The 24,182-nt window shown below is 63.8% G+C and carries 23 protein-coding genes; 8 read left to right on the forward strand and 15 right to left on the reverse strand.

The annotated features are described in order from the left end of the window. The first annotated feature begins 6 nt into the window (after positions 1–6). The 7 genes from ACNA0I_RS09490 to ACNA0I_RS09520 all read left to right on the forward strand — a co-directional run bounded on the left by ACNA0I_RS09490 (position 7) and on the right by ACNA0I_RS09520 (position 6,286). Positions 7–771, forward strand: coding sequence for a DsbA family protein (locus ACNA0I_RS09490; RefSeq protein WP_009459652.1), 765 nt, complete (start codon positions 7–9; stop codon positions 769–771). Positions 772–946: 175 nt separating this feature from the next. Next, a complete protein-coding gene (gene radC, locus ACNA0I_RS09495; protein ID WP_009459650.1) occupies positions 947–1,441 on the forward strand; it encodes a RadC family protein in 495 nt (164 codons plus the stop codon). A gap of 161 nt (positions 1,442–1,602) precedes the next feature. Next, a complete protein-coding gene (locus ACNA0I_RS09500) occupies positions 1,603–2,049 on the forward strand; it encodes a TIGR03757 family integrating conjugative element protein (protein ID WP_009459649.1) in 447 nt (148 codons plus the stop codon). Continuing rightward, complete coding sequence (locus tag ACNA0I_RS09505) at positions 2,046–2,993, forward strand: TIGR03756 family integrating conjugative element protein (RefSeq protein ID WP_019726343.1); 948 nt, start codon at positions 2,046–2,048, stop codon at positions 2,991–2,993. Before ACNA0I_RS09500 ends, ACNA0I_RS09505 begins: the two co-directional genes overlap by 4 nt. Positions 2,994–3,002: 9 nt before the next feature. Further along, positions 3,003–4,397: an integrating conjugative element protein gene (locus ACNA0I_RS09510; protein WP_009459646.1), complete on the forward strand. Its 1,395-nt coding sequence runs from the start codon at positions 3,003–3,005 to the stop codon at positions 4,395–4,397. After that, positions 4,394–4,750: a hypothetical protein gene (locus ACNA0I_RS09515; protein WP_009459645.1), complete on the forward strand. Its 357-nt coding sequence runs from the start codon at positions 4,394–4,396 to the stop codon at positions 4,748–4,750. The genes ACNA0I_RS09510 and ACNA0I_RS09515 overlap by 4 nt, the downstream gene beginning before the upstream one ends. A gap of 15 nt (positions 4,751–4,765) precedes the next feature. Continuing rightward, positions 4,766–6,286, forward strand: coding sequence for a conjugal transfer protein TraG N-terminal domain-containing protein (locus ACNA0I_RS09520; protein ID WP_019726345.1), 1,521 nt, complete (start codon positions 4,766–4,768; stop codon positions 6,284–6,286). 11 nt (positions 6,287–6,297) lie between these two features. On the opposite strand, the gene ACNA0I_RS09525 is transcribed toward ACNA0I_RS09520, so the two are convergent. From ACNA0I_RS09525 to ACNA0I_RS09535, 3 genes are all read right to left on the reverse strand, one after another. Further along, on the reverse strand, positions 6,298–6,663 hold the full coding sequence (locus ACNA0I_RS09525) for a DUF3742 family protein (RefSeq protein WP_009459638.1): 366 nt from the start codon (positions 6,661–6,663) through the stop codon (positions 6,298–6,300). A gap of 84 nt (positions 6,664–6,747) precedes the next feature. Next, on the reverse strand, positions 6,748–7,380 hold the full coding sequence (locus ACNA0I_RS09530; protein WP_009459636.1) for an RES family NAD+ phosphorylase: 633 nt from the start codon (positions 7,378–7,380) through the stop codon (positions 6,748–6,750). Between the two features lie 12 nt (positions 7,381–7,392). Beyond that, a complete protein-coding gene (locus ACNA0I_RS09535; RefSeq protein ID WP_009459635.1) occupies positions 7,393–8,019 on the reverse strand; it encodes a hypothetical protein in 627 nt (208 codons plus the stop codon). Positions 8,020–8,336: 317 nt separating this feature from the next. Here ACNA0I_RS09535 and mobH point away from each other — a divergent pair, with 317 nt between their 5' ends. Continuing rightward, entirely contained in the window at positions 8,337–10,175 is a 1,839-nt protein-coding gene (mobH, locus tag ACNA0I_RS09540) for a MobH family relaxase (RefSeq protein ID WP_019726349.1), read from the forward strand. Between the two features lie 80 nt (positions 10,176–10,255). Here mobH and ACNA0I_RS09545 read toward each other — a convergent pair whose 3' ends face one another. The 12 genes from ACNA0I_RS09545 to ACNA0I_RS09600 form a co-directional block, all read right to left on the reverse strand. Then, positions 10,256–12,907: an excinuclease ABC subunit UvrA gene (locus ACNA0I_RS09545; RefSeq protein ID WP_019726350.1), complete on the reverse strand. Its 2,652-nt coding sequence runs from the start codon at positions 12,905–12,907 to the stop codon at positions 10,256–10,258. A gap of 25 nt (positions 12,908–12,932) precedes the next feature. Then, positions 12,933–14,798: a Na+/H+ antiporter NhaA gene (nhaA, locus tag ACNA0I_RS09550; RefSeq protein WP_019726351.1), complete on the reverse strand. Its 1,866-nt coding sequence runs from the start codon at positions 14,796–14,798 to the stop codon at positions 12,933–12,935. A 60-nt stretch (positions 14,799–14,858) separates the two neighbouring features. Beyond that, positions 14,859–16,172 (reverse strand): replication-associated recombination protein A, encoded by a 1,314-nt coding sequence (locus ACNA0I_RS09555; protein WP_009459628.1) that lies wholly within the window; start codon positions 16,170–16,172, stop codon positions 14,859–14,861. Positions 16,173–16,223: 51 nt separating this feature from the next. After that, positions 16,224–17,531: an NAD(P)/FAD-dependent oxidoreductase gene (locus tag ACNA0I_RS09560; RefSeq protein ID WP_019726352.1), complete on the reverse strand. Its 1,308-nt coding sequence runs from the start codon at positions 17,529–17,531 to the stop codon at positions 16,224–16,226. An 18-nt stretch (positions 17,532–17,549) separates the two neighbouring features. Beyond that, on the reverse strand, positions 17,550–18,380 hold the full coding sequence (gene fghA, locus ACNA0I_RS09565) for an S-formylglutathione hydrolase (protein WP_007182551.1): 831 nt from the start codon (positions 18,378–18,380) through the stop codon (positions 17,550–17,552). Between the two features lie 58 nt (positions 18,381–18,438). After that, entirely contained in the window at positions 18,439–19,773 is a 1,335-nt protein-coding gene (locus ACNA0I_RS09570) for a DUF3422 family protein (RefSeq protein WP_019726353.1), read from the reverse strand. A 182-nt stretch (positions 19,774–19,955) separates the two neighbouring features. Further along, complete coding sequence (locus tag ACNA0I_RS09575) at positions 19,956–20,354, reverse strand: VOC family protein (RefSeq protein ID WP_009459624.1); 399 nt, start codon at positions 20,352–20,354, stop codon at positions 19,956–19,958. 43 nt (positions 20,355–20,397) lie between these two features. Then, the gene (locus ACNA0I_RS09580) at positions 20,398–21,507 is read right to left on the reverse strand and encodes an S-(hydroxymethyl)glutathione dehydrogenase/class III alcohol dehydrogenase (RefSeq protein ID WP_011871467.1); all 1,110 of its coding nucleotides are present in this window, start codon (positions 21,505–21,507) and stop codon (positions 20,398–20,400) included. A 59-nt stretch (positions 21,508–21,566) separates the two neighbouring features. Next, positions 21,567–21,842 (reverse strand): formaldehyde-responsive transcriptional repressor FrmR, encoded by a 276-nt coding sequence (frmR, locus tag ACNA0I_RS09585; protein ID WP_007182548.1) that lies wholly within the window; start codon positions 21,840–21,842, stop codon positions 21,567–21,569. A 282-nt stretch (positions 21,843–22,124) separates the two neighbouring features. Next, entirely contained in the window at positions 22,125–23,015 is an 891-nt protein-coding gene (locus ACNA0I_RS09590; protein WP_009459621.1) for a carbon-nitrogen hydrolase family protein, read from the reverse strand. Then, entirely contained in the window at positions 23,012–23,620 is a 609-nt protein-coding gene (locus tag ACNA0I_RS09595) for a GNAT family acetyltransferase (RefSeq protein ID WP_009459619.1), read from the reverse strand. Before ACNA0I_RS09595 ends, ACNA0I_RS09590 begins: the two co-directional genes overlap by 4 nt. A 1-nt stretch (position 23,621) precedes the next feature. After that, entirely contained in the window at positions 23,622–24,029 is a 408-nt protein-coding gene (locus ACNA0I_RS09600; RefSeq protein WP_009459611.1) for a ketosteroid isomerase-related protein, read from the reverse strand. Positions 24,030–24,182 lie beyond the last annotated feature (153 nt).

Here is a 24,182-nt window from a genome sequence, read left to right on the forward strand (position 1 = left end):
AACGCCATGGAACAGAAACGTCCTTCCATTCCGATGCAGGTCCAGGCGTTCCGCCGCCGCAACGGGCGGCCCCGCTGGCCCTGGGCATTGGTTGCTGTGCTGGTCGCGCTGCTGCTGATCTGGCTTGTGCCGAGGTCGCCCGGCGAATCCCCGCCGCAGCCGCCCACGCCGGTCAGCATGGCACCGGTGGCCGGGCCGCCCTGGCTAATGGGCAACCCCAAAGGCCGTTTCACGCTGACGCTCTATGCCGACCTGGAGTGCCCGTTCTGCCGGGAATATTTTCCGCAGCTCAAACGGTGGGTGGGCACCAACGCCGACGTGGCGCTGCAATGGCACCACCAGCCGCTAGCCGCGCACGAGCCGGCCGCGTCGGCCGAGGCACGTCTGGCCGAATGCGCAGCCGAAGCTGGCGGGCATGCCGCGTTCTGGCAGGCGGTCGAATGGGTCTATGCCCACACGCGCAGCGACGGCCTGGGCTTGCCGGATGGCTTGCGCTACCCCGAATCGACGCCAGCCATCGAGCAGTGCATGTCAAGCGAAAGGTCCAGTGCCGCTATCCGCGCCCAGGCCGCGGAAGCCACCAAGAGCGGCGTTACCGCCACACCGTCACTGCGTCTGCTTGATCGCGAGACGGGCCAGGCCATCCTGCTGCAGGGACCAATCGAGGGCGACGCCTTGTTGTCTGCCATGGACATGCTGACGGCTGACGGTCCGACCGGCACACCCACATCCGAAATGCCTGCCGACGTCGTCGGCGACATGCCCAGGTAGCCCCGGTCTTCAAGGCTACGGCGCAGTCCGCTGCGCTGACCGCAACCCGTTCGCCTCGCATCCTGGTCGCGAACGATCGCCGCTGCCGCGGTGATGGATGCACCTTGTTCGTTCCCTAGGAGGGCTGGCCCTCCTAGGGCGCGCGCCCTCCGATCTCACCGTCTGGAGGTTCGCCATGTCTTTTGTCGTCAACGACTCCTGCCCGGAGTCGCTTTCCGTCACCGCTGCCCAACACGAGGACTGGATCATCCAGCAAGCCATCGTGCTGCTGGAGAGGCGGGTTTTCAAAGCTGGACCGTGCCTCAGCCGACCGGCCGCTGTGCGGGACTATCTGCGCGTGAAACTGGTCGCTGAACCCAACGAGATATTCGCCGCTGTGTTCCTGGACAGCATGCACCAGGTGCTGGCCTACGAGCCATTGTTCAGGGGCACGATCAACTCGACTTCTGTTTATCCACGTGTCGTCGTACAGCGTGTGCTGGAGTTGAACGCCGCCGCGGTGGTCTTCGCGCACCAGCACCCCTCGGGCATCTCCGAGCCGTCGAGCGCGGATCGTGTGCTGACCCAGCAACTGCAGGCCGCGCTGGCGCTCATCGATGTACGGGTACTGGATCACATCATCGTAGGCCAAGGTTCCCCGTTCTCCTTTGCGGAGTCAGGCCTGCTGTAACGGTCGCATTGCTTCATTGATCCCCGCGGAGGCTTCGGCCTCCGTTTTTTTATGGCGCGGGACAAGCAGGTATGCGGGCAGCCCGCGATGCGCATTGTTTGTTGGGGTGGCATCGGGTTCGCGTTTGACTATGGCCCTGATCAACTTTCGGGGCACGCGACATGCCGGCATCCTTTTCCACGTTCGCGTCGGGCTGGCGAACCCTTGGTCTCGTCGTGGCGCTGCCGGCGTCCCTGGCCGTGTTCAGCCCCGTCGCCTTCGCAGCCGACGTACTGGTCGTCACCGACAGCCACCACCCGGTCAAGACCATGGGCGGCGAGCGGCTGATCGAGCTGGACGAAGCCCGCCGGATTGAAGCGGAGCTTTCTGCGGAACTGCCCGCCGCCCCCGAACAGGCGGCGGCCACCGTCAAGCGTCGGCTGAGCCAAGGCGGCGCCGACCTACAGCGCCGCATCGCTTCCGCATACCAGGGCGTCACCGACGCATGGAGCCTGGGCATCACCAGCATCCCGGCTGTCGTGGTGGATCAGCGCTACGTGGTCTATGGCGAGCCGGATGTGGCCCGCGCTGTCGCGCGCATCGAGCAGCGTCGGAGGACCCAGCCATGACGCGACCATTCGACCTGATGCGCCGCATGCGGGCCGGCGTGGCTTCCTTGCTGCTGCTCAGCGCCACGGGTAGCTACGCCTTGAACACCACCGCCATCGTTGCCTCGGTGGCCTCGCCCGATTGCTTGGAGTACCGGGTGGTAGGTATCTGCTACTGGCTCTACTGCACCTGGGGAGGATGCACGGTGCGCACCTCTGTCAAGGTGCGCCACTACATCCCCGATGCGGTCGTCTCCAGCTACAGCAACACGGGCGAGAACCCGTGGGTCGAAGTCCGGGCGATGAGTACGGCCAATCCGTCCGCCCAAGCGGGGGGCGATGGAACGACGAACGAGGATCACGAAAACAATCTTGCGAAATTCAAGAACGCCGACGTGATCGGCCATCCCGGCGTCGAGGTGTTCAACCAGTTTGTTTCGTCCTCGGGCTACTTCTGCGAGGGCGCAGGAACGGCATTCATGCCGTATCTGCTCAGCACCTTGGACACGCTTGCCTGGCGCTACAACGTGCCCGAGATGGCCTACCCGGAGGCATTGATTCCCGGCATGCGCGAGGTCGGCGCACGCACCACGATGAACCTTTGGGGCAACGTGTATCCCCGCGGCGGCTTCCTGCACCAGACCGACGACCACAAATCGGGGGCCGTGGTGGCCCAGCGTGCGGGAGATATCGTCACTCGCCGGGGGCAGTTGCACGTGTACCAGCCGCTGCTTGCCAACGCCCGCGATGGCTACTGGCCCGCCGGCGCGCTGATGGAGGGTGATGCCTCGACTGGCAAGTGGCAGGAACTCACGCCCGTCCTGTCCTCGTCTTGCACGGTTTTCCCACGCACCGGCTTCCTGACCCAGGCCCAGCAAGGCGACTACGCCTGGGCACTGTGGCGGCCGTATGCCTGCTGCGAACGCCGTGGACAGGTGTTCCTTGGAAGCGTTGATTTCCTTTGAGGTGCCGCGATGAAGCGTTTCGACTCTATGCAGTTCTCCCCTCCGGCTCGTGGCAAGAGGATCTGTTTGGCGCTCACCGGCGCGTTGGTTCTGGCAAGCGGCGTGGCCTGGGGCCAACTGGGCTACCAGACCAGCGGCAACGTCATCGGCGATGACGTCATGTACTCCATCGGCGGCGGCAGCGCCGTTTCGATGGGTCGCGCAGCCGGCATGCGCTCGCTCGGCGTGGGTGTCGGCTGGAACAGCAATCTGATCTGCGGTGACATGAGCATCCAGACCACGTTGAAAAATCAGCTCAACGGCGTGACCAATGGCTTTCAGCAGATCATGTCCTCGGTGATCCAGAGTGCTACGAGTGCTGTGGCCTCCCTGCCGGCGTTGATCATCCAACGGGCTGATCCGGGCCTCTACAACCTGCTCACCAACGGCGTTCTGCAAGCGCGGCTGGATTTCGACCGCTCGAAGCTGACGTGCCGCGCCATGGCCGAAAAGATGGCCGAAACGGCCGGCGGCCAGCTCGGCTGGAGCCAGATGGCAGAGGGGTTGGCACTGCGCGATGCTGTTTCGAGCACGGATGCCGTCTCGGCCGTCGAGCAAGCCGAGACGCGCCGTGGCAACGACGGCGTGCCTTGGGTCGGGGGAAGCAATGCCGGCGGCTCCGGTCAGCCCGCGATCAAGGTGGTCGGCGACGTCACCCGCGCGGGCTACAACCTGGTCAATGGCCGCGGTGTGACCGACACATCGGCAATCGCACCGGCAAGTTGCGCGAGCCTGTCGTGCCAGACCTGGACCACGCCGCAAGCGGCCGTCGAGTGGGCGACGCGGGTGCTCGGCGAGAAGGAGCAGCGCACCTGCGACGCCTGCACCAAGACGGAGACGGTGCCCGGCGTCGGGCTGACGCCGCTGATCCAGGATGAGTACGATGCCAAGCTGCAGGCGCTCCAGGACCTGGTCTCCAAGGCGAAGAACACGACGCCCGAAAACCTGCGCGAGGCCGGCAGCGCGTCGCTGCCCATCACACGCGGAGTGATCGAGGCACTGCGCGACGAGCCGGACCAGCACCTGCTGTCGCAGCGCCTGGCGTCCGAGGTTGCGCTGGCGTCGGTGCTGGAGAAAGCGCTACTGCTGCAACGCACGCTGCTGACCGGCAAGAAAGAGCCCAACGTGGCGGCCAACCAGCTCGCCGTGGAAGCTGTGAACCACGAGAGCGACACGCTCGATCGCGAGATCCGCAACCTCAAGACCGAGCTGGAGCTGCGCCGGGAGCTGGCAAACAATTCGCCCATGGCGATCATCCAGCGCCACGGCACGCGCGCGGCGGGCTCGCGTGGGATCTACGAAGGCGATCCGGTGCCTGACCGCCTCGATCAGTTGCAGAAGGGCAATCCGGGAGGCCGGCCATGAGCCCGATGCGTGCGGCCTGGCTGCGCCCGCGCTGGCTGTTCAGCCGGCGCGCAGCAAAGGCGCTGCTGTGGACGGTGGTACTCGCGGCCGTCGCCGTGTGCGCCAACATCGTTGGCATCTACCTCGTCGGAAGCGTCGCAGGCTGGGAGCGTTGGCTGGCGGCAGCAGCGGGCTACTTCCTGGTCTGGCGGCTGTGCCTGTACGGCGCGACGGCCTACGGCTGGGTCTGGATGCGTCGCCGACTGCTGGCGCGCGAGGACGACGCGCAAGCGCGGCGCCGCCTGGTGCGCAGCGAGATCGCCGGCGTCGTTGCCATCGTGGCGCTTGAAGCCAGCCTGTTGATGCAGGGCTGAGGGGAGATCCGAGCCATGACGCTTTTCGCGACCGACTACCTGGAGTACTACCTGACCCTGGTTTCCTGGATCGTCAACAACGGCATCTGGGCGGTACTGGTATCCAGCGGGGTATTCGCACTGCCCTTCGTGGCGATCATCGTGCAGGAATGGCTCAAGGCCCGTGGGGAGGGTGCAGACGAAGGCAATAAGGGCGTGCTCTCGGCCGCACGCATTGAGAACCGGGTGTTCGTCGCCATCGTGGTCGTGATGTTCGCCGGCATCCCCTTCATCGACGTGGACCTCAACACCATTCAGTACGACAGCTCGCGCTCGGCTCAATGCCAGGTCAGCGTGCCGCAGCCCACGGATACCGGCTGGTCCCAGTCCTTCAGCACCATCAACAACCAGAGTGCCAAGGTGCCGGTCTGGTGGGCATTCATGCACGCGCTCTCGCGCGCCGTCACCAGTGCCTCGGTGGCAGCGATCCCGTGCGGAACAGACCTGCGACAGATGCGCATGGAGATCGACGCTACCCGCATCAACGACCCGGTGCTGGCTCAGGAAGTGGCCGATTTCACACACGACTGCTACGGGCCAGCACGCGCTAAATTGTTCATGGCGCGACCGGAGCTGGACGAAGCTCAAATGAACGACGTGACATGGATCGGTTCGAGGTTTTTCACGGACACCGGCGGCTACTACGACAGCTACCGCTCCAGCACGGCGCGCGAGTCATGGCCCTATGACGACACTCGCGACGCAGGGCTTGCGCAGGTGGCCAGTGGCGGCGGCTACCCGACTTGCAGGCAGTGGTGGGCCGATGGCAGCAACGGCCTGCGAGCACGGCTGCTGAGCCAGGTGGACCCCAGCCTGTTGAATCGCTTGGCGGGCTGGGCCGGGTTCCTCAGCCGTACCGAGGTGGACGATTCGGTGGTCCGTACCATCGCGTCACCGCGACAGCAGAAGCTCAACCAGGGTTCGGTCTATACCGACTACGGCGGCCAGATCGACAAGACCCTGCCGAACATCGTGACGCGGGCCACGGGGGACGTAGGAATGGCGGTCGGGGCACTTGCCGCATTCCCTGCCATGGACGTGGTGCGCCAGGCGCTGCCCATGGTGCTTGCCTTGCTCAAGATGGCGCTGGTCATCTGCATCCCGCTCGTGCTGGTCGTCGGCACCTATGACCTGAAGACGGTCGTCACCGTCAGCGTCGTGCAGTTCGCGCTGTTCTTCACCGATTTCTGGTTCCAACTCGCTCGCTGGATCGACAGCACCATCCTCGATGCGCTCTATGGGTGGGGCTTCGGCTGGAACCGGCCGCACACTAACTTCGATCCGCTGGTGGGGTTGAACAATGCCTTTGGCGACCTGCTCCTGATGTTCGTCATGGGCACGATGTTCCTGGTCTTGCCGGGTTTTTGGCTTGCGAGCCTTACTTGGGTTGGGATTCGGGCTGGACACGTCATCCAAGGGCTTTCGGATGGCAGCAAGAGTGCCGGCCAAGCAGGCGGTAAGGGCGCTGGGGCCCTTACCGGAGGTAAGCTGAAGTAGCGCGGCGCCGGTCAGTCGTCGGTGTACAACTCGTGCGACGTATCGTTGTACAGGTTGGGATCGTAGCCCGGCGTCTTGCGCAGTTCGGTGAGGTCGGTGAAAGGCCACTCGTCTTCATCCGAGGTATTGGCAGCAGCAGCCCATCCCGCCACCACGACTCCCAACAACACGAGTGCGAACCAGAAGGCGACGTAGAGCAGCGCGCCCAGCACAGCCAGCTTGACCGCCCACAGCAGCACTGTGGCACCAACCGAAGGCACCCCTTTGACCATCAACCAATTCGATACCCGCCGTTCGCCACGCGCATAGGCACGCCATACACGGCCAAATGCGCGGCCGATACGTTCTGCGGTGCTGGTACGAGTTGTGGTGTTCATGGTCGTCTCCTGCTACTGAGGGATGTCTATTCCAGGGTGCTCCACTTCATTCCGTTTCAGGCTTCAATGTGTTTTCTCGCTGCTTCAGGACGCTTCGTCATCCGGTTCCACCGGGCCCGGGTCGGGTTCCACGCCGATGCGGTAGGTGGCAACGAAACGCGGCCAATCCACATGGTCAACCAGATCGATGTCCTCGATGACGCTGACCTTCGCTCCCGCACGCTCGAACAGGGCGATGCTCTTGGCGGGATAGTTGTTGCGCGACGGATAGAGCACTCCGTCGAACAGAGGTTGGCCGTCGTCGCCGACCATCGCATGCACCTGAGCGGACACCTGCTGCGTGTGCGTGTAGTCGCGGCTGGCCAACTGCTCCAGGTTCAGGCCAAAGTAGCCCGCCATGACGCTCGGTGCCGTGAGATCGGCCAGAAGCACGTCGGCCACCACCCCTACAGCGCGCACCATCCTGCCCTGGACTTCTTTCAATGCGATCGAGCGCTTCGCGTCATCAAGCCACTGATGCTTGTGAAACACCGACTCCATCAACGCCGTGGGCAGGTCGCGCCCCAGGTAGAGCACGCCGTAGGCTCGGGCCGGGTCGTCGTAGCGATTGGTGCTGCTGCGACCATAGTACAGCGGGCTGCCCCGATAGACGACGCGGCTCACATGCTGGAGCAGTTCACCGGCATCGATCAGAAAAGAAGGCAGCTCGTGGTTCATGGCAGTCTCGCTTCAATGCACCTGAACGCCCAGCACGTTAAACACGGCCTCGGCCACGGCGTCGATCGTGCCATGCGTCACCGCATCCACCGGCGAGCGACCGCCCAAGCCTTCGAGCGGTTCGGACAGTGCGCGGTAGATCGTCCAGTGATCGATACCCTCGACCTCCTGAAGCACGGTTTGGGTCAACTGCTGCTTTACCGGGTCGAGCTGCCAGTCGGGCAGCTTCTGACCGCGCGGCCCCACGTTCAGCGCCAGCAGCCGACGCGCGAGGATGTCCTTGTAGATCTGCTGGCGCGACTTGTCCGCCAGCTTGGCGAACTCCGCGGGCGGCAGGTTGTGCGGCTGGTTGAAGGTTTCCAGTAGCACCGCACGGCCTCGCTGGACGTCGGTTTCATTCGGTGCCCAGCGCGTGTCGGCGCGCAGCGCGGCCGCCTTGCGTGCAAGGGCCTGCCCAACGGTCTCCCCCTGCAAGTTGGCGGGCAGTGTTACCGCTTCCACGCGCTCGTGGACGAACGCCTGCAACTCGGCCGCGAAAGCCGTGGCATCCCGGATTTCGACGGTATCCGCGAAGCGGCGTACATCTTCCACCGTGACGCGCGGCAGACGGTCGGCAATGAATTCAATGGCAGTGGGCATGGTCATCTCCCAAGTAGGTTTGAGACAGGTTTCACTCTAGTCGCCTTTGTCGCGTTTGTCAACTTTGACGCCTAGAAAGCAACCTACCCGGCGGAAGCAGCGCCTTCGCAGCATAGACCGAGGCCAGCGCCTGGTCGCCGTCCAATGCATTCGAGCGGGTTCCACATTGACGGTGGAGCCGCGATCCAGGCCCCGCTATACCGAAACGGTTAAAGGCCAAAGGGTCGAAATGGCAAGGGAATGGGGTGCAAGGGGAAAGGCCCTACCTCGAAAAGGCCAAAAGGCCTCCCGGTCGGCCCGTCATTAGGACACCTCACATGCTCTCCCTGTTCCAGCGAAAACGGCCCCCGGTCGCTGCCGCACCGACGCCATCACCCGTCACCGACCTCCCGAAAGGGCTGCTGCGTCCTGAGTCGGCCGCATCGCTGCTGGCCACCCCACGCCGGCAGAAGCTGCTGGAGCACATCTGGCAGCGCACGTCGCTCTCACACCGGCAATTCGTCACCCTGTACCGCACGCCCCTGGAACGCTACGCCGAACTGGTCCAAGCCTTTCCGGCCTCCGAAGCGCATCACCATGCCTATCCGGGCGGCATGCTCGACCACGGCCTGGAGATCGTGGCCTACAGCCTGAAACTGCGGCAGTCCCATCTGCTGCCCATCGGTGCCAGTCCCGAAGACCAGGCGGCGCAGTCCGAAGCCTGGACCGCCGCCGTCGCCTATGCTGCGCTGCTCCACGATATTGGCAAGATCGCCGTCGATCTACACGTCGAACTGGCCGACGGCAGTACTTGGCATCCGTGGCATGGCCCGCTGCACCAGGCGTACCGATTTCGCTACCGTGACGACCGCGAATACCGCCTGCACAGCGCCGCAACAGGCTTGCTCTATCGCCAACTGCTCGACCGCCACGTCCTGGACTGGCTCAGCGACTATCCGGCTCTCTGGGCACCGCTGCTCTATGTGCTGGCCGGTCAGTACGAACATGCCGGTGTACTGGGGGAACTCGTCGTGCAAGCAGACCGGGCGTCGGTGGCCCAGGAGCTGGGCGGCGATCCGGCGCGCGCCATGGCCGCGCCTAAGCACGCACTGCAACGCAAGCTGCTGGACGGGTTGCGCTACCTGCTCAAGGAACAGTTGAAGCTGAACCAGCCGGAAGCCTCCGATGGCTGGCTCACCGAGGATGGTTTGTGGCTGGTGAGCAAGACGGTCTCGGACAAACTGCGCGCACACCTCCTGTCTCAGGGGATCGATGGCATTCCTGCGAACAACACCGCCGTGTTCAACGTGCTGCAGGACCACGGCATGCTCCAGCCCACCTCGGACGGCAAAGCGGTCTGGCGCGCGACCGTCACCAGCACGACCGGCTGGTCCCATTCGTTCACCCTGTTGCGTCTCGCTCCCGCGCTGATCTGGGAGTCTGGCGAGCGACCAGCACCTTTCGCAGGCACGGTAGAGATCGACGCGACGCCCGCAGAAAACGACGCCAGCATGTCGGCTCCCGTGCCAACCGTCTCGGTGAACCCAGCGCAGGGAGGTCAAGAGCCTCCAATTTGGGAGGACGACAGCACCACCATCGTTTCACCGCCCGCGGCCCAGCCCGTGCCCGACGTCATGGAGGACTTGCTCGCGATGGTGGGCTTAGGTGAGTCGGCCGGCGTTGGACAGGATGCCGAAGAGTTCCTCCACCCTCCCGCGCCAGCAACAGCCGCGACGTCCATTCCATCACCTGTACCCGCGCCTACGCCTGGGTCATCGGCAACGAAGCCATCCACGGAACAGTTCATGGTTTGGCTGAAGCAGGGAATCACCTCACGACGGCTCATCATCAACGACGCGAAGGCGCTCGTGCATACGGTGAATGACACGGCCTACCTGGTCAGCCCGGGTGTGTTCCAACGCTATGCGCAGGAGCATCCCGAAGTGGCCGCGCTCGCCAAGCAGGAGAATCAACAGGATTGGCAGTGGGTGCAGAAGCGCTTCGAGAAGCTGCAGCTACATCGCAAGCACCCCAATGGCCTGAACATTTGGACCTGTGAAGTCACGGGCCCGAGGAAGTCCCGCCGACTGCATGGCTACCTCCTTGAAGATGGGTCCTTGGCATTCCCCGAAATACCGCCCAACAATCCCTATCTTGCTCTGACTCAGGAAGGATGACGCGATTCGGGCATTGATCGCCACCGTCGTTTGGCGACGATCAATACCCCGCGAAAGCTGGCAACATTTGGCGAACTGAGCTACTCGGCCCGCGCCAACTCCTGCGCAAGGAACGGAGCGGTTCGGCTGCCAGACGTTCGGGCCACCTGCTGAGGGGAGCCCGCCACCACGATGCTGCCGCCGGCAGCGCCTGCACCAGGCCCCACGTCGATCACCCAATCGGCCTGAGCCACCGCGCGCATATCGTGCTCGATCATCACCACGGTGTTGCCGGCATCGACCAGGCGCTGCAACTGCACCAGCAGCCGGTCGGCATCGGACGCATGCAGCCCGGTGGTTGGCTCGTCGAGCACGTACAGGCTTCGGCCGCGCTGGCTGCGCTGAAGCTCGGTCGCCAGCTTGATGCGCTGCGCCTCGCCACCGGAAAGTTCCGTGGCCGGTTGCCCCAGGCGCAGATAGCCCAATCCGATATCGCGCAGCAATTGCAGGGGCCGGGCCACGGCGTCTTCACCCGCAAAGAATTCGCTGGCTTCGTCCACGGTCATCTGCAGCACCTCGGCGATGTTGCGCCCGTTCCATTGCACCTTCAGCGTGGCCTCGTTGTAGCGTGCGCCATGGCACGTCGGACACGGGGCGTACACGCTGGGCATGAACAGCAACTCCACACTGACGAAGCCCTCGCCCTCGCAGGTCTCGCAACGCCCCTTAGCCACGTTGAACGAGAAGCGCCCGGCGTCATAGCGGCGGCGTCGCGCATCGGGCGTGGCGGCGAACAGCTTGCGCACGTGGTCGAACAGGCCGGTGTAGGTGGCCAGGTTGGACCGGGGCGTGCGCCCGATCGGCTTCTGGTCCACCTGCACCAGGCGCTGTATGGCGTCCACGTCGCCCGCCAGATGACCGCCAGTCGCTTCGATCACTGCCGGCCCTTCGCTGGTGGCGCTTTCGGCCGCGTCGTCCTCGGGCTCGTGGCCCAGGTGCAGTAGCACCAGCTCCGGCAGCGCCTGCGCGACGAGGCTGGACTTGCCCGAGCCGGAGATGCCGGTGACGGCCGTCAGCACGCCCAGCGGAATGCGTGCGTCCACGCCATGCAGGTTGTGACGATGGATGCCCTGCAGCTCCAGCCAGCCGGTCGCTTCGCGTGCCCGGCTTCCCGGCGCGGCGATTTCGTCGAACAGATAGCGGGCGGTGCGCGATTCGGCAATCTTGCGCAGGCCGTCCGGCTCGCCGCTGTAGAGCACGCGGCCGCCACGCTCCCCGGCATCCGGCCCCACATCCACCAGCCATTGCGCGCGGCGCATCAGGTCCAGGTCGTGCTCGACCACGAACACCGAGTTGCCCGCGTCACGCAGCCGGTCGAGCGCGTCGTACAGCGCCTGGCTGTCGGAGGGGTGCAACCCCGCCGAGGGCTCGTCGAGCACGTACACAACACCGAACAGCAGGGAACTCAATTGCGTGGCCAGCCGCAGGCGCTGCAACTCGCCGGCCGAAAGCGTCGGCGTGGCCCGGTCCAGCGTCAGGTAACCCAGGCCCAGCCCACGCAGTTGACGCAGGCGCGCCATCACACCGCCGGCCAGGCGCTGCGCGGCGAGGCGCTTTTCTTCCGACAGCGCGGAGGTGCGGCGCACGTCGGGCGATACCGCATGGACGGCACGGCCGGAGGCCGCGCGTTCGGCACGGTCGCGTCGGGTCGCTTCCTTGTCCGTAGCCGCCCCCGCTGCATGGGCGCGGAAATCGCCCTGGGCAATGGGTTCGAGCAAGGCCGCCAACTGGTCCAGCGGCATCTGCATGAACGCGCCGATGTCCACGCCGGCGAAGGTGACCGACAGCGCCTCGGGCTTGAGCCGCTTGCCGTGGCAGGTGGGGCACGGCTTGCCCTCCATGAACCGGGACACGCGCTTTCTCATCAGTGCGCTTTGGGTATTGGCAAAGGTGTGCAGCACATACCGCCGGGCGCCGGTGAAGGTGCCCATGTAGCTCGGCTCCATCTTGCGCTTGAGCGCCGTGCGGGTCTCGGCGGGCGTGAAGCCGGCGTACACCGGCACTGTCGGTGTTTCCTCGGTGAACAGAATCCAGTCGCGGTCCTTCTTCGGCAGGTCCTTCCACGGTCGGTCAACGTCGTAGCCCATGCTGACCAGGATGTCGCGCAGGTTCTGGCCTTGCCAGGCGGGGGGCCAGGAGGCGATCGCCCGCTCGCGGATGCTCAGGGAGGGATCGGGCACCATGATGGCCTCGGTCACCTCGTACACATGGCCCAGGCCGTGGCAGGTCGGGCACGCTCCCTGCGGCGTGTTGGGCGAAAAATCCTCGGCGTACAGCATCGGCTGGTTGGCTGGGTAGGCGCCGGCGCGCGAATACATCATCCGCACCAGGCTGGACAGGGTGGTCACACTGCCCACGGAGGAACGCGCGTTGCTGGAGCCCCGCTGCTGTTGCAACGCCACCGCCGGCGGCAGGCCGTCGATCGCATCGACGTCCGGCACGCCGGCCTGGTCGATCAGGCGCCGCGCATAGGGGGCCACCGACTCGAAGTAGCGCCGCTGCGCCTCGGCGTAGATGGTGCCGAAGGCCAGCGAGGACTTGCCGGAGCCGGAAACGCCGGAGAACACCACCAGCGCGTTACGCGGGATGGAAACGTCCACCTCTTTGAGGTTGTTCTCGCGCGCGCCGCGCACTTCCACCATGCCGCTGGCCGCAGCGGTACAAGAGGATTCACCGAAAGAATTGTTTGGCATGTTCTTATCCTGTAGTTCGTCCCGCTCAGGACGGGACTTCCTGAGTTCGGGGGCCGCGGCGACTGGCTTCGAGCGCCGCGGTGACAGTGCGGGCGTCGTAGCTGCCGCGCAGACGACGACCCTCGACGAAGAACGTCGGCGTGGCGTGCGCACCGCTGGCGACGGCACTGGCGAGGTCGCGCTCGACACGCTCGATCACCGCGGTGCTGTCGAGATCCGCGATGAACCGTTCGACGTCGAGCCCAAGCTCGGCGGCGTAGCCGATCAGATGCTCGCGCTCCAGCGCATGCTGACGGGTGAACACGAAGTCCAGCCACGGCCAGAACATCCCCTGGTTCGCCGCTGCCTCGGACGCCCGCGCGGCAATCGGCCCGTGCGGGTGGTGCGGCAGATGGCGCACCACATACCGCAGGTCGTCCCCGAAGTGGGCGCGCAGATCGTCCCACGAACCGGTGGCGTGCGCACAGTACGCGCACTCGAAGTCCACGTACTCGACGAGTGTGAGCTGGGCGTCCTCCGGCCCGCGGATGTGATCGATCTCCGGATCGACCGGTGGCTCAAGCACCATCGGCAGGTCAGCGGTCTTCTCACCCCACCGCTGGGCGGCGACCTTGAAGATCAGCCACCCGAGCAACGTGGCGAACACCATCGACACGAGCACGCCGACCGTCGCCTGGCGGCCCAAGTCGGAGGTCGTGCCGAACGCGAGCCCGATGATCAGCAGCGACACGGTGAACCCGATCCCGGACAGTGCCGCACCACCGAACACGCTGCCCACCCCGACGCCCTCGGGCAGCCGGCCCAGGCCGAGACGGACGGCGATGAGAGTGATGAGCCCGATGCCCAGGAGCTTGCCGAGCACGAGCCCTGCGATGACGCCCCACGTGACTGGCGAGCCGAAGGCCTCGGCGAGCAGCCCGCCACGCACGTCCACTCCGGCGTTCGCCAAGGCGAACACCGGCACGATCAGCAGCGCCGTCGGCAGCCGCAGGAACTCGTGCAATCGCTCGTTCACCGAGATACCCCGGGACAGCCCGCAGTCCACCGCGCGGGCCGATGCGGCACTCGGAGACTGCCAGAAGTCGCGGAACAGTTGTTTTGCCGCGACGACCTTGTGACGTTGCGTCGCGTAGGCGGGGATCAGCAGCCCCGCGGCCATCCCGGCGAGAGAGGCATGGATGCCGGAGTACACGGTTGCGAGCCACAGCACGATCACGATCAGCACATACGGCATTGCCCGCCACTGGCGGGTGCGCCCTAGCCGCCACAACGCAACGAGACTGGCGAGGGCGATCAACAACGGGACGATCCGAATCTCATCGCTATAGACGATGCCGATGATGGACACGGCGAGGAAGTCATCGACCACGGTCAGGGTGAGCAGGAACACGCGCAACTGACCGGATAGCCGCGGGCCGACGATCGCCAGGGTGCCCAGCATGAATGCCGTATCGGTGCCGACCACCGCCCCCCACCCGTGCAGGCCCTCACTTCCGGCCAGCCCCACGATCAGGACATACACCAGCGCGGGAAGCACGACACCCGCGACCCCCGCGATCAGAGCGAGACGGGCACGGCTGCGATCCCGGAGCGATCCGTGGGCGAACTCCTGACGCACCTCCAGGCCGATCAGGAAGAAGAAGACCACCATCAGGCCGTCGTTGACCCAGTGATGCAGGTCCATGTGCAGGCCCAGCGGCCCGAAGTCAAACCCGACGTCCAGGTGCCACAACTCGAAATAGGCATCGGATAGCGGCGAGTTCGCCCACGCCAGCGCCACGACCGTGACGATCACCAGCAGCACCGCAGCACCAGACTCCGTGCGCAGATAGCGGGCAACGCGTCCCCGGCTGATCTTCGCCGAGGATGCACCGAAAGAAGTGGCTGACATGTTCTTATCCTGTTCCTGTAGTTCGTGAAGTCGCGATGAGCCGGTTTCGGAGACGACCAGTCAGGCGTCCGCCTCTGGCAGCGTCCCATCATCCAGCGAGCGCAGCCAAGTAAGCCTTTCTCCCAGCCTGCGCTCAACACCTCTGTCCGTTGGCTGATACCAGCCCGGCCGCGCCACGCCCTCGGGAAAGTAGCTTTGCCCAGCGGCATAGCCGTTGGGCTCGTCATGGGCGTAGCGGTAGCCTTCGTGATACCCCATCTGCTGCATCAGCTTCGTCGGCGCATTGCGAAGATGGAGAGGCACAGGCAGGGAGCCGTTGTTCTTGACGAAGGCCTTCGCCTTGTTCCAGGCGGCATAGGCAGCGTTCGACTTGGGGGCGGCAGCAAGGTAGGTCGCCGCGTGGGCAATCGGTATTTCGCCTTCGGGGGAACCCAGCCTCTCATAAGCCAGCGCGGCATTGAGCGCCAGTTGCAGCGCCTGCGGGTCGGCATTGCCGATGTCTTCGCTGGCCACCACGATCATGCGGCGCGTCACCTGGCTGACGTCGCCGCTGCCGTCGAGGATGCGGGCCAGCCAGTACAGGGCCGCGTCGGGGTCGGAGCCCCGCAGCGACTTGTGGAAGGCGGAGAGCTGCCAGTAGAACTCGTCGCCGCCCTTGTCGAACCTGCGCAGTGATGGGCTGGTGGACAGTTTGGCAAACTCGCCATCGACCACGGCCTTGCCCGCGCCCGACGCAGCATTCGTCACCTGCTCAAGCAGATTGAGGAAGCGCCTGCCATCGCCATCGGCAAAGCCCTTGAGCAGATCCAGCGCGTCCGCGTCCAACGTGACGCCCTGGAGATGCGGCAGTGCGCGTTCGTAGAGCTGGTTCAGTTCGTCGCCGGACAGCGGTTCGAGGGTATAGACCTGCGCGCGCGAGAGCAGCGCGGAATTGACCGCCAGCCCCGGATGCTCGGTCGTCCCCCCCACCAGGGTCAGGAGCCCCGACTCGACATGGGGCAGTAGGGCATCCTGCTGCGCCTTGTTGAAGCGATGGATCTCATCGACGAAAAGCACCGTCGATCGACCATGGTTGTCCAGTTCTGCCTGGGCCTCGTCGATGGCTTGCCGGATGTCCTTCACCCCGGCAAGCACGGCCGAGATGGCGATGAATCGGCTGTCGGTCGCACTGGCGGCCAGGCGCCCCAGGGTGGTCTTGCCCACGCCTGGCGGCCCCCAGAGGATGAACGAGTGCAACTTGCCCGCCTCGAACGCGAGACGAAGCGGCTTGCCGGGGCCGAGCAAGTGCCGTTGCCCGACGAATTCATCCAGCGTCTTGGGCCGCAGGAGTTCGGCCAAGGGAGGCTTGGGCTTTGTCGTGAATAGATCGGTCAAGTTCCTCTCCCTGGCATTTCTGATAGTTGACGTTCCGATAACGTTGGCACCTCAATCCAGGGAGCCGGATTTGTCCAACGCCGCGGGCTCTTTGTCGCTAATCGCATGCATGATGATGCGAGAGCCGCGGTAGCCGATGCTGTGGTTCCATACCCAGCTCAAAGCGACGCTGAGACGATTTCGCGTACCGATCAGAAAGTAGATGTGCGCCAGCTTCCAGATCCACCACGCAAAGGCACCACGCAGCTTCACCCGCCCCATGTCAATCACCGCCAGGCTGCGGCCGATGGTGGCCAGGTTCCCCTGATGCCGGTATTTGAAAGGTCCGTCAGCGGGCTTGCCCTTCAAACGCCGTCCAATGAGGTTGGCGACGTACTTCCCTTGCTGTTTGGCGGCCGGGGCGATGCCCGGCACGGGCTTCCCATCGGCCATGGTGCACGAGGCTGTATCGCCGATGGCGAAGACCTCCGGCCGACCGGCCACCGTCAGGTCAGGGCCAACGACCACCCGACCCGCACGATCAGACGCAGCGCCCAGCCAGCGAGCCGCGGGAGACGCCTGGACTCCGGCGGCCCAGACGATGGTCTTGGCCGAAAGGGGCTTGCCACCGTACACCACGCCATCGGCCGAGCATTCGGTGACCGGCGTACCCAGCACGACCTCGACGCCGAGCTTTTCGAGCGCCTGGCGCGTATAGGCCGAAAGATCCTCTGGAAAGACGGACAACAGACGCGGGCCAGCCTCGATCAGTACAACCCGCGACGTGCTCGGGTCGATCGAGCGAAAGTCACGCGCCAGCGTGTCTCGTGCAAGCTCGGCGATGGTTCCGGCCAATTCAACCCCGGTGGGACCACCACCGATGATGACGAACGTCTGCAGCGCGGCACGCTGCTGAGGATCGCTCGTGCGCTCAGCCTCCTCGAAAGCCGCGAGGATTCGGCCCCGAATGGTCGTGGCATCTTCCAGCGTCTTCAACCCCGGCGCGAAAGCCCCCCATTCGTCGTGTCCGAAGTAGGCATGGGTAGCGCCTGTCGCGAGCACGAGCGTGTCGTAGGTTTGCCGCAATCCATTGTTGAGAATGACCTGACGCGCGTCCTGGTCGATACCTTCCACTTCCGCCATCAAGGTGTTCACTTCCGGGCGATTTCGGAAGAGATAGCGAATAGGCCAGGCGATCTCGGATGTCGAAAGTGACGCCCCTGCAACCTGGTAAAGCAAGGGTTGGAACAGGTGATGATTGCGCCGATCGATGATCGTCACATCGACCTCGGCACCAGCAAGCTGGTTGGCAACCTCGATCCCGCCGAAGCCCGCTCCGATAATGACGACGTGATGTCGGTTTTTGGAGGTCTTTGTCATGACCTGATCTCCTCTCTCTCAGCGTTTCAGCGCCGATGCGTGGTGTGCCATATGCTCGCCAATGAAACTGGCAATGAAGTAGTAGCTGTGGTCGTAGCCTGGGCGCAGATTCAACGTGAGCGGGTGCCCCGTCTCGTCGCAGGCCTTGCGCAGCAGGTCGGGCTGAAGCTGGCTCTCCAGGAACTCGTCGCCCAAGCCCTGGTCCACCAGCAACGGCAAACGCTCCTGCACGGTGCGAATCAGCTCCACGGTGTCGTACTGTTTCCACACCTCCCGATCGCTGCCCAGGTACGCCTCGAAGGCCTTGTGCCCCCAGGGAACCTGGGTGGGGGCGACGATGGGCGAGAAGGCCGAGACGCTTCGATAACGGCCCGGGTTGCGCAGGGCGATGACCAGAGCACCGTGTCCTCCCATGGAATGGCCGCTGATGCTCCGCTCCGCTGTCACGGGAAAGTGGGCCTCGATCAGCGCCGGCAGTTCCTGCACGACGTAGTCGTACATCCGATGATTCGCAGCCCAGGGTTCCTGTGTGGCATTGACGTAGAACCCCGCGCCCTGTCCGAGGTCATAGGCAGGATCGTCGGCAACGCCTTCGCCGCGAGCGCTGCTATCGGGCGCGACGACGGCAATGCCATGTTCGGCCGCGTAGCGCTGGACGGCGGACTTGGTGATGAAGTTCTGCTCGGTGCAGGTCAGGCCCGAAAGCCAGTACAGCACCGGCACTTTGCCGTGCTGCGCCTGCGGAGGCAGATAGACGCCGACCTTCATCGTGCAACCGAGCGTCGTCGATTCATGCTGATAAACGTCCTGCCAACCATCAAAGCTGGCGTGATGTTCGATGCGTTCCATGTAGTTCTCCTATGTTCAAAGGAACGGCGCAGCTCTCGCGCGCCAAGACGGCAGCTCGTCAGGAAGATTTCTCTTCCGCCACCGTGTCGCCGTGGGCATGCCTGATCCTGCGCACGATCCACCAGATCGTCAGCATCACCGCAGGCACCAGAACCGCCATCACCGGCGCCACGCTGTCGTGAACCATCGGAATGCCCTTGAGCAAGTAGCCGAGAAGACTCACGACGTAATAAGAAATTGCCGCGACCGACAGGCCTTCGACGGTCTGCTGAAGGCGCAATTGCATCTTGGCCCGGTTGTTCATCGACGCCAGCAGATCGCGGTTCTGGCGTTCAAGCTCAACGTCGATCCAGGAACGCAGCAACGCGATGGCCCGGGTCAGCTTGTCTGAGAGCTTGGCCTGGCGCTCCTTTACGGATTGGCATGTCCGCATGGCTGGAGCGATGCGGCGCTGCAGGAAATCCGCCCAGGTGCAGTACCCGGATACGGCCTCTTCCGAAAGCGCTGCCAGCCTTTCCTCGACGATCTCGTAGTAGGCACGGCTGGCACCGAAGCGATAGAGATTCGCCGCAACTCCAGCTTCCAGCTCGGCAGCCAGGCCGGTCAATTCGGACAGCAGCACGTCGCTGTCGCGCCGTTCCACCAAGCTCGTACACATCTCGTCGGTGATCGCCGCAAGGCGCGACTCCATGCGTCGCAGCTCCGACGTCATCGATCGTGTCAACGGCAGGGACAGCAACGCCAAGGTACGGTAGGTCTCGATCTCCAGCAGACGTTGAGCCAGCGCACCCGCCCGCGCCGGGGTCAAATCGCGGGCCAGGACGAGGATCTGCGTCAGGCCATCCTCATCCTGTCGGAAGTCGGTCAGAATGGCGGCAGAGCCGTTCTCCACCAGCGAGTAGCACAGGCTGGCAGGATCGAAGCGATCGGCCTCCTTCTCCGTTTCCGGCGTCCACGGAAGAAGTCTCAAACGGATGCCGGATACGACCGGGCCGGGAGGCACAAATCCATGCCTGAACGGGTTTTCGCCGCACGGCTCTCCCGTCTCGGAATCCAGCGAAGCGCACCAGAGATACGTCGAGAACTCGGTGTGCTTTTCACAGTGCAGGTCTCCTTCGTCCCATGTCACGCCGTGAAGCGGCGTAGCATGGTCGGGTTCGGCAACGCCGAAGCGATGAGACAACTCGCTCATCGCCATCTGATCCTTGGCCTGGTCGCCTTCGGTCATGAAAGCGAGCTGCAATATGCCGCGCGGGGCCTGAATCAACAGATGCGGGCGCGCATGCACTTCACCCACGGCGGCAGCACGATCGGTGTAGGCCGGCATGCCGTACACGGTGGCGGTCGGGGTGGGTTGTACGGTCGTCGTATTTATGTTGGCCGGCTCTTTCATAACGACCTCATTTCTTCTTGGTTGAAAAACACGCTTCAAAGCAAATGCCCGCAGCCATGCGTTTCGCACATGGCTGCGGGCCGATCTTCATGAGCAGACACCGCTCTACACGGTCCGTCTAATAGGCTCGCCGTGTAGAGGCTTGTGCTGGCCCTTTCAGAACGCCCTCAGCTTCCTAGCTTTCAGACGAAGGTGTACGAGCAGACCTTGTTGCCCGCCGGATCACGCAGGTAGGCCGCATAGGCACCCGGCAGGTGGCCACGCGGGCCAGGCTGGCCCTCGTCGGTGCCGCCTGCGGCAAGGCCGGCGGCGTGGAAGGCATCCACTTCGGCGGGAGTGGCGGCCGCAAAGCCGACCGTCACGCCGTTGCTCGAAGGCGCTTCACCATTGCCCGGACGGGCGATGATGAAAGCCGGCTTTTCGCGACCGAAAAGCACCCATCCGTTGCCGAAAGGACCGAGGTTCTTGATGCCGAGAGCACCCAGGGCGGCGTCGTAGAACGCGGCCGACTTCTGGACGTCGGCGGCGCCGATGAAGACGTGCGAGAAGATGCCGTCGCCGGAAATGACAGGAGTGGACATGGTTAGTTTCCTTGATGGTTGGTGTTGAATGGATAGTGGGTGATCAGTAGTGGATCACCGTGCGAATCGACTTGCCTTCATGCATCAGGTCGAAGGCGTGGTTGATCTCGTCGAGACCCATGGTGTGGGTGACGAACGGGGCGAGATCGATCTCGCCTTTCATTGCGTCTTCCACCATGCCCGGAAGTTGGGTACGCCCCTTGACCCCGCCGAAAGCAGAGCCCTTCCAAGTCCGGCCGGTGACCAACTGGAACGGACGGGTCGAGATTTCCTTGCCGGCACCGGCGACACCGATGACGATCGACTGGCCCCAGCCACGATGGGCAGCTTCCAGAGCCGAACGCATCACGTTGACGTTGCCGATGCACTCGAAGGTGTGATCGACACCCCAGCCGGTCATCTCGATGAGAACCTCGTGAATCGGCTTGTCGAAGTCCTTCGGATTGAGGCATTCGGTCGCGCCGAAGGTACGAGCCAGCTCGAACTTCGCCGGATTGGTATCGATGGCGATGATGCGGCCCGCTTTGGCCTGGCGTGCACCCTGAATCGCGGCGAGACCGATGCCGCCGAGGCCGAAGATGGCCACCGAGTCGCCCGGCTGCACTTTGGCCGTGTTGTGCACGGCGCCGATGCCGGTGGTCACGCCGCAGCCCAGCAGGCAGACGTGCTCGGGATTGGCGTCCGGGTTGATCTTGGCCAGCGAGACTTCGGCGACGACCGTGTATTCGCTGAAGGTCGAGCAGCCCATGTAGTGGTAAAGCGGCTGACCGTTGTACGAGAAGCGAGTCGTACCATCGGGCATCAGCCCCTTACCCTGGGTTGCACGAACCGCGACACACAGGTTGGTCTTGCCGGACTTGCAGAACAGGCACTCGCCGCACTCGGCGGTATAGAGGGGAATGACGTGATCGCCAGGCTTCACGCTGGTCACACCTTCACCCACCTCCACGACGATACCCGCACCTTCATGACCCAGCACGACCGGGAAGAGACCTTCGGGGTCGTCGCCCGACAGGGTGAAGGCGTCGGTATGGCAAACGCCGGTGTTCGTGATCTTGATGAGCACCTCGCCCTTGCGCGGCGGCTCGACGTCGATCTCGACGATTTCCAGCGGCTTTCCTGGCCCGAAGGCAACTGCTGCACGTGATTTCATGATGTCGCTTCCTTTACTAGCTAACTAAATTTGCCCTCACCGAGGGCACCCTGGTGCCTCTACCGCAGATAGGAGCGGACGATAGAGATGGTCTCGTCAATGGACTTGTTCTGCGAATCGCTCCTGATTTCGCTACTGGGAAACTCTTCCCGCAGATAGCTCTCCAGAACCGTTGCCATCAATCCGTTGACTGCCCCACGAACGGCCGCAAGCTGCTGAAGAATTGCAGGACATTCCGCACCTGCATCAAGCGCTTGCTCAAGAGTCGCTACCTGACCTTTGATGCGCCTGATGCGCGTCAGTGCTTGCTTCTTTTCTTCCGGGCTGTGTGGCATCGAACACCTCTCTACTTGGGTACACCGCCGCATTATACAATACTCCCCCATAGTATATGCGGCCGAACTTCGCCACAAAATCTGTGCTCTTCGAGCACGCTTACAGGCTAGTACAGATTTGTTCCCAAGAAGCGCAAAACATTCAAATTAATGAATATTTCTTGCATGTATCGACAGCATCGGGGCAAGTTCAAAACTGGTCAAACTGGAAAAATCTATGCGCAGATAGACGTGGCCTATCTAAGCCGACTCATCGAACTGAAGCTAACAAGATGAGACCGGCTAGGCGACCTGACGACCCGAATACCGAGCCTTCCGCAGTGCAGGCAACATCTGGCCGTCCCAGTCACGATCGACCGCAACCTGGGCCTGTTCCTGGTTTCGTTCGAGTGCTTCAACGTCAAGATCACCGATCGCCCATGTCTGCGTGCCGCAAGTCGTCGCGAGAATGCCATCATCCGGGAATCCACGATCCATTGGTGCATAGATCGTGGCCTCGCCAGTGTTCGTGTCCAACGCCGGACTCCAGTCAGCAGCTCCGGTCGTCACGGCCTGCGCGATGAACATTCGGTTCTCCAGCGCCCGCGCCATGCAGCCCACACGGACCCGGGTTGCACCTGCTTGGGTGTCGGTACAGCTCGGGACCAGCAGCAGGCGCACTCCCGCCTCTCTCTGGGCTCGCACGGGCAATGGAAACTCACTGTCATAGCAAACAGCGATGCCGGCACGCACACCGTTCAGGTCGAACACCTTGAGTTCGTCGCCACCTTCGATGACGCCGGTGTCCTTCTCGAACCCCGTCAACTGCAGTTTGTCCTGGTAGTCGCGTGTACCGTCAGGCGCAAACCACCAAGCTCGGTTGCGGTAGCGGTCCAAACCAACCTGGGTCAAAAACGTACCGGCCTGAATGGTCATGCACAACTCGCGCGACAGGTCGGCATACAGTGCCAGCCAAGCAGGCTGCAAGGCCTGCAGCGCGGCCAGAGAGGCGTTGAAATCACGGCGGATGCTAGGCTTGAACGTTGCAGCCAGTTCGAGGGATAGATACTCGGGCAACACGGCCAGTTCCGCTCCGCCACGGCGCGCCTCCTCCAGAACCAGTCGCTGCCGCGCAGCAAATGCCTCGAAGTCCGTCGGCTTACCCACTGCATATTTCGCAACTGCTACTTTCACTTCGCGTTCTCCAGAGAGTGCAGCCACATCGTGAGCGTCTGCTCGGTTTCGGTCGGCTCACCCACCTCCTTCCAGGGCAGCGTAACCTTCATGTCCGACTGTCGCACGTAGCCACGACGGGTCCAGAAGGCATCATTACTGCGGTAGTTGGAAGGACGCCGGGGATCGTCGTCTGCTCGATCCACCGACGCGAACGATGTCCACTGCATGCCGCCCAACGAACGGGCATGCGCTTCGCGTTCGTCAAAGAAGCGATGGCCCAGGCCAAGGCCCCGAAAGGCTGGGAGCAGGACTGATTCGCCGCAGTAAAACACTGCCTCCATCGGGATTCCTCGATCGGCGAACGGTACCTGGAAGGCCGGCTCCGTATCGCCGAGCGGCAACCCCGTGGACGCACCCACAACCACGTCATCAGCGAGCACGAGCACCAACAGGCTGTCTGCCGAACGGGCGTACATGGAAAGGTAGTGCTTCTCGTATTCGATGTCGCCCTCGTACAGGTATGGAAAGCTGCGGAAGACCTTCGCCCGCAGATGTGCCACGGTGTCGAACCATTCGGCAATGTCCGGCCCACGACGAACCAGCACCTGCACGTCGCTGGTCATTTCAGGCGTCCCCTCCGACCTGTGCGATCCAGTCGCCGAGGTTGTAGTAGTTGGTGACACGAGCGATCTTGCCATCGCGGATCTCGAAGAACGCGCCACCCGGCAGCACGTAGCGCTGGCCCTGGGCGTCCGGCAGCCCGTCGTCCGTCACCTTGTATTCGCCATGCACCACGTACTCCGCGCCTGCGCGCAGGCCGTCGGCGCTGACCATCACCACGATCCCGCGGAGTTGCTCGCCATAGCAGCGGTCCATGCGCTGCAGGAAGGCGCGGAAGGCTTCGCGACCGACCTCACGAGCGCCCTGGTTCAAATCGTGCGCGACGTCATCGGTCAACATTGACAGCATGGCCTCGCGGTCACCGCGGTTGAAGGCGTCGTAGTAGGCAGTGATGAGAGTCGCAGCGTTCATTCGCGTTCCTTGTTGGGTTGTTCGGAGCGGAGCATTCCGGGGTGCTGTCAGTCTGGGCAACCGCGCCTCCCTTGTATATGGAATTGTTGCGATTTTATAATTCCACCATCTGGAACAATTAACGAGCGGCGAAACCGACCATGAGGCGTGCGT

Origin of the sequence: Bordetella muralis (assembly GCF_965139205.1) — a bacterium.
Classification (GTDB): Bacteria; Pseudomonadota; Gammaproteobacteria; order Burkholderiales; family Burkholderiaceae_B; genus Bordetella_A; species Bordetella_A muralis.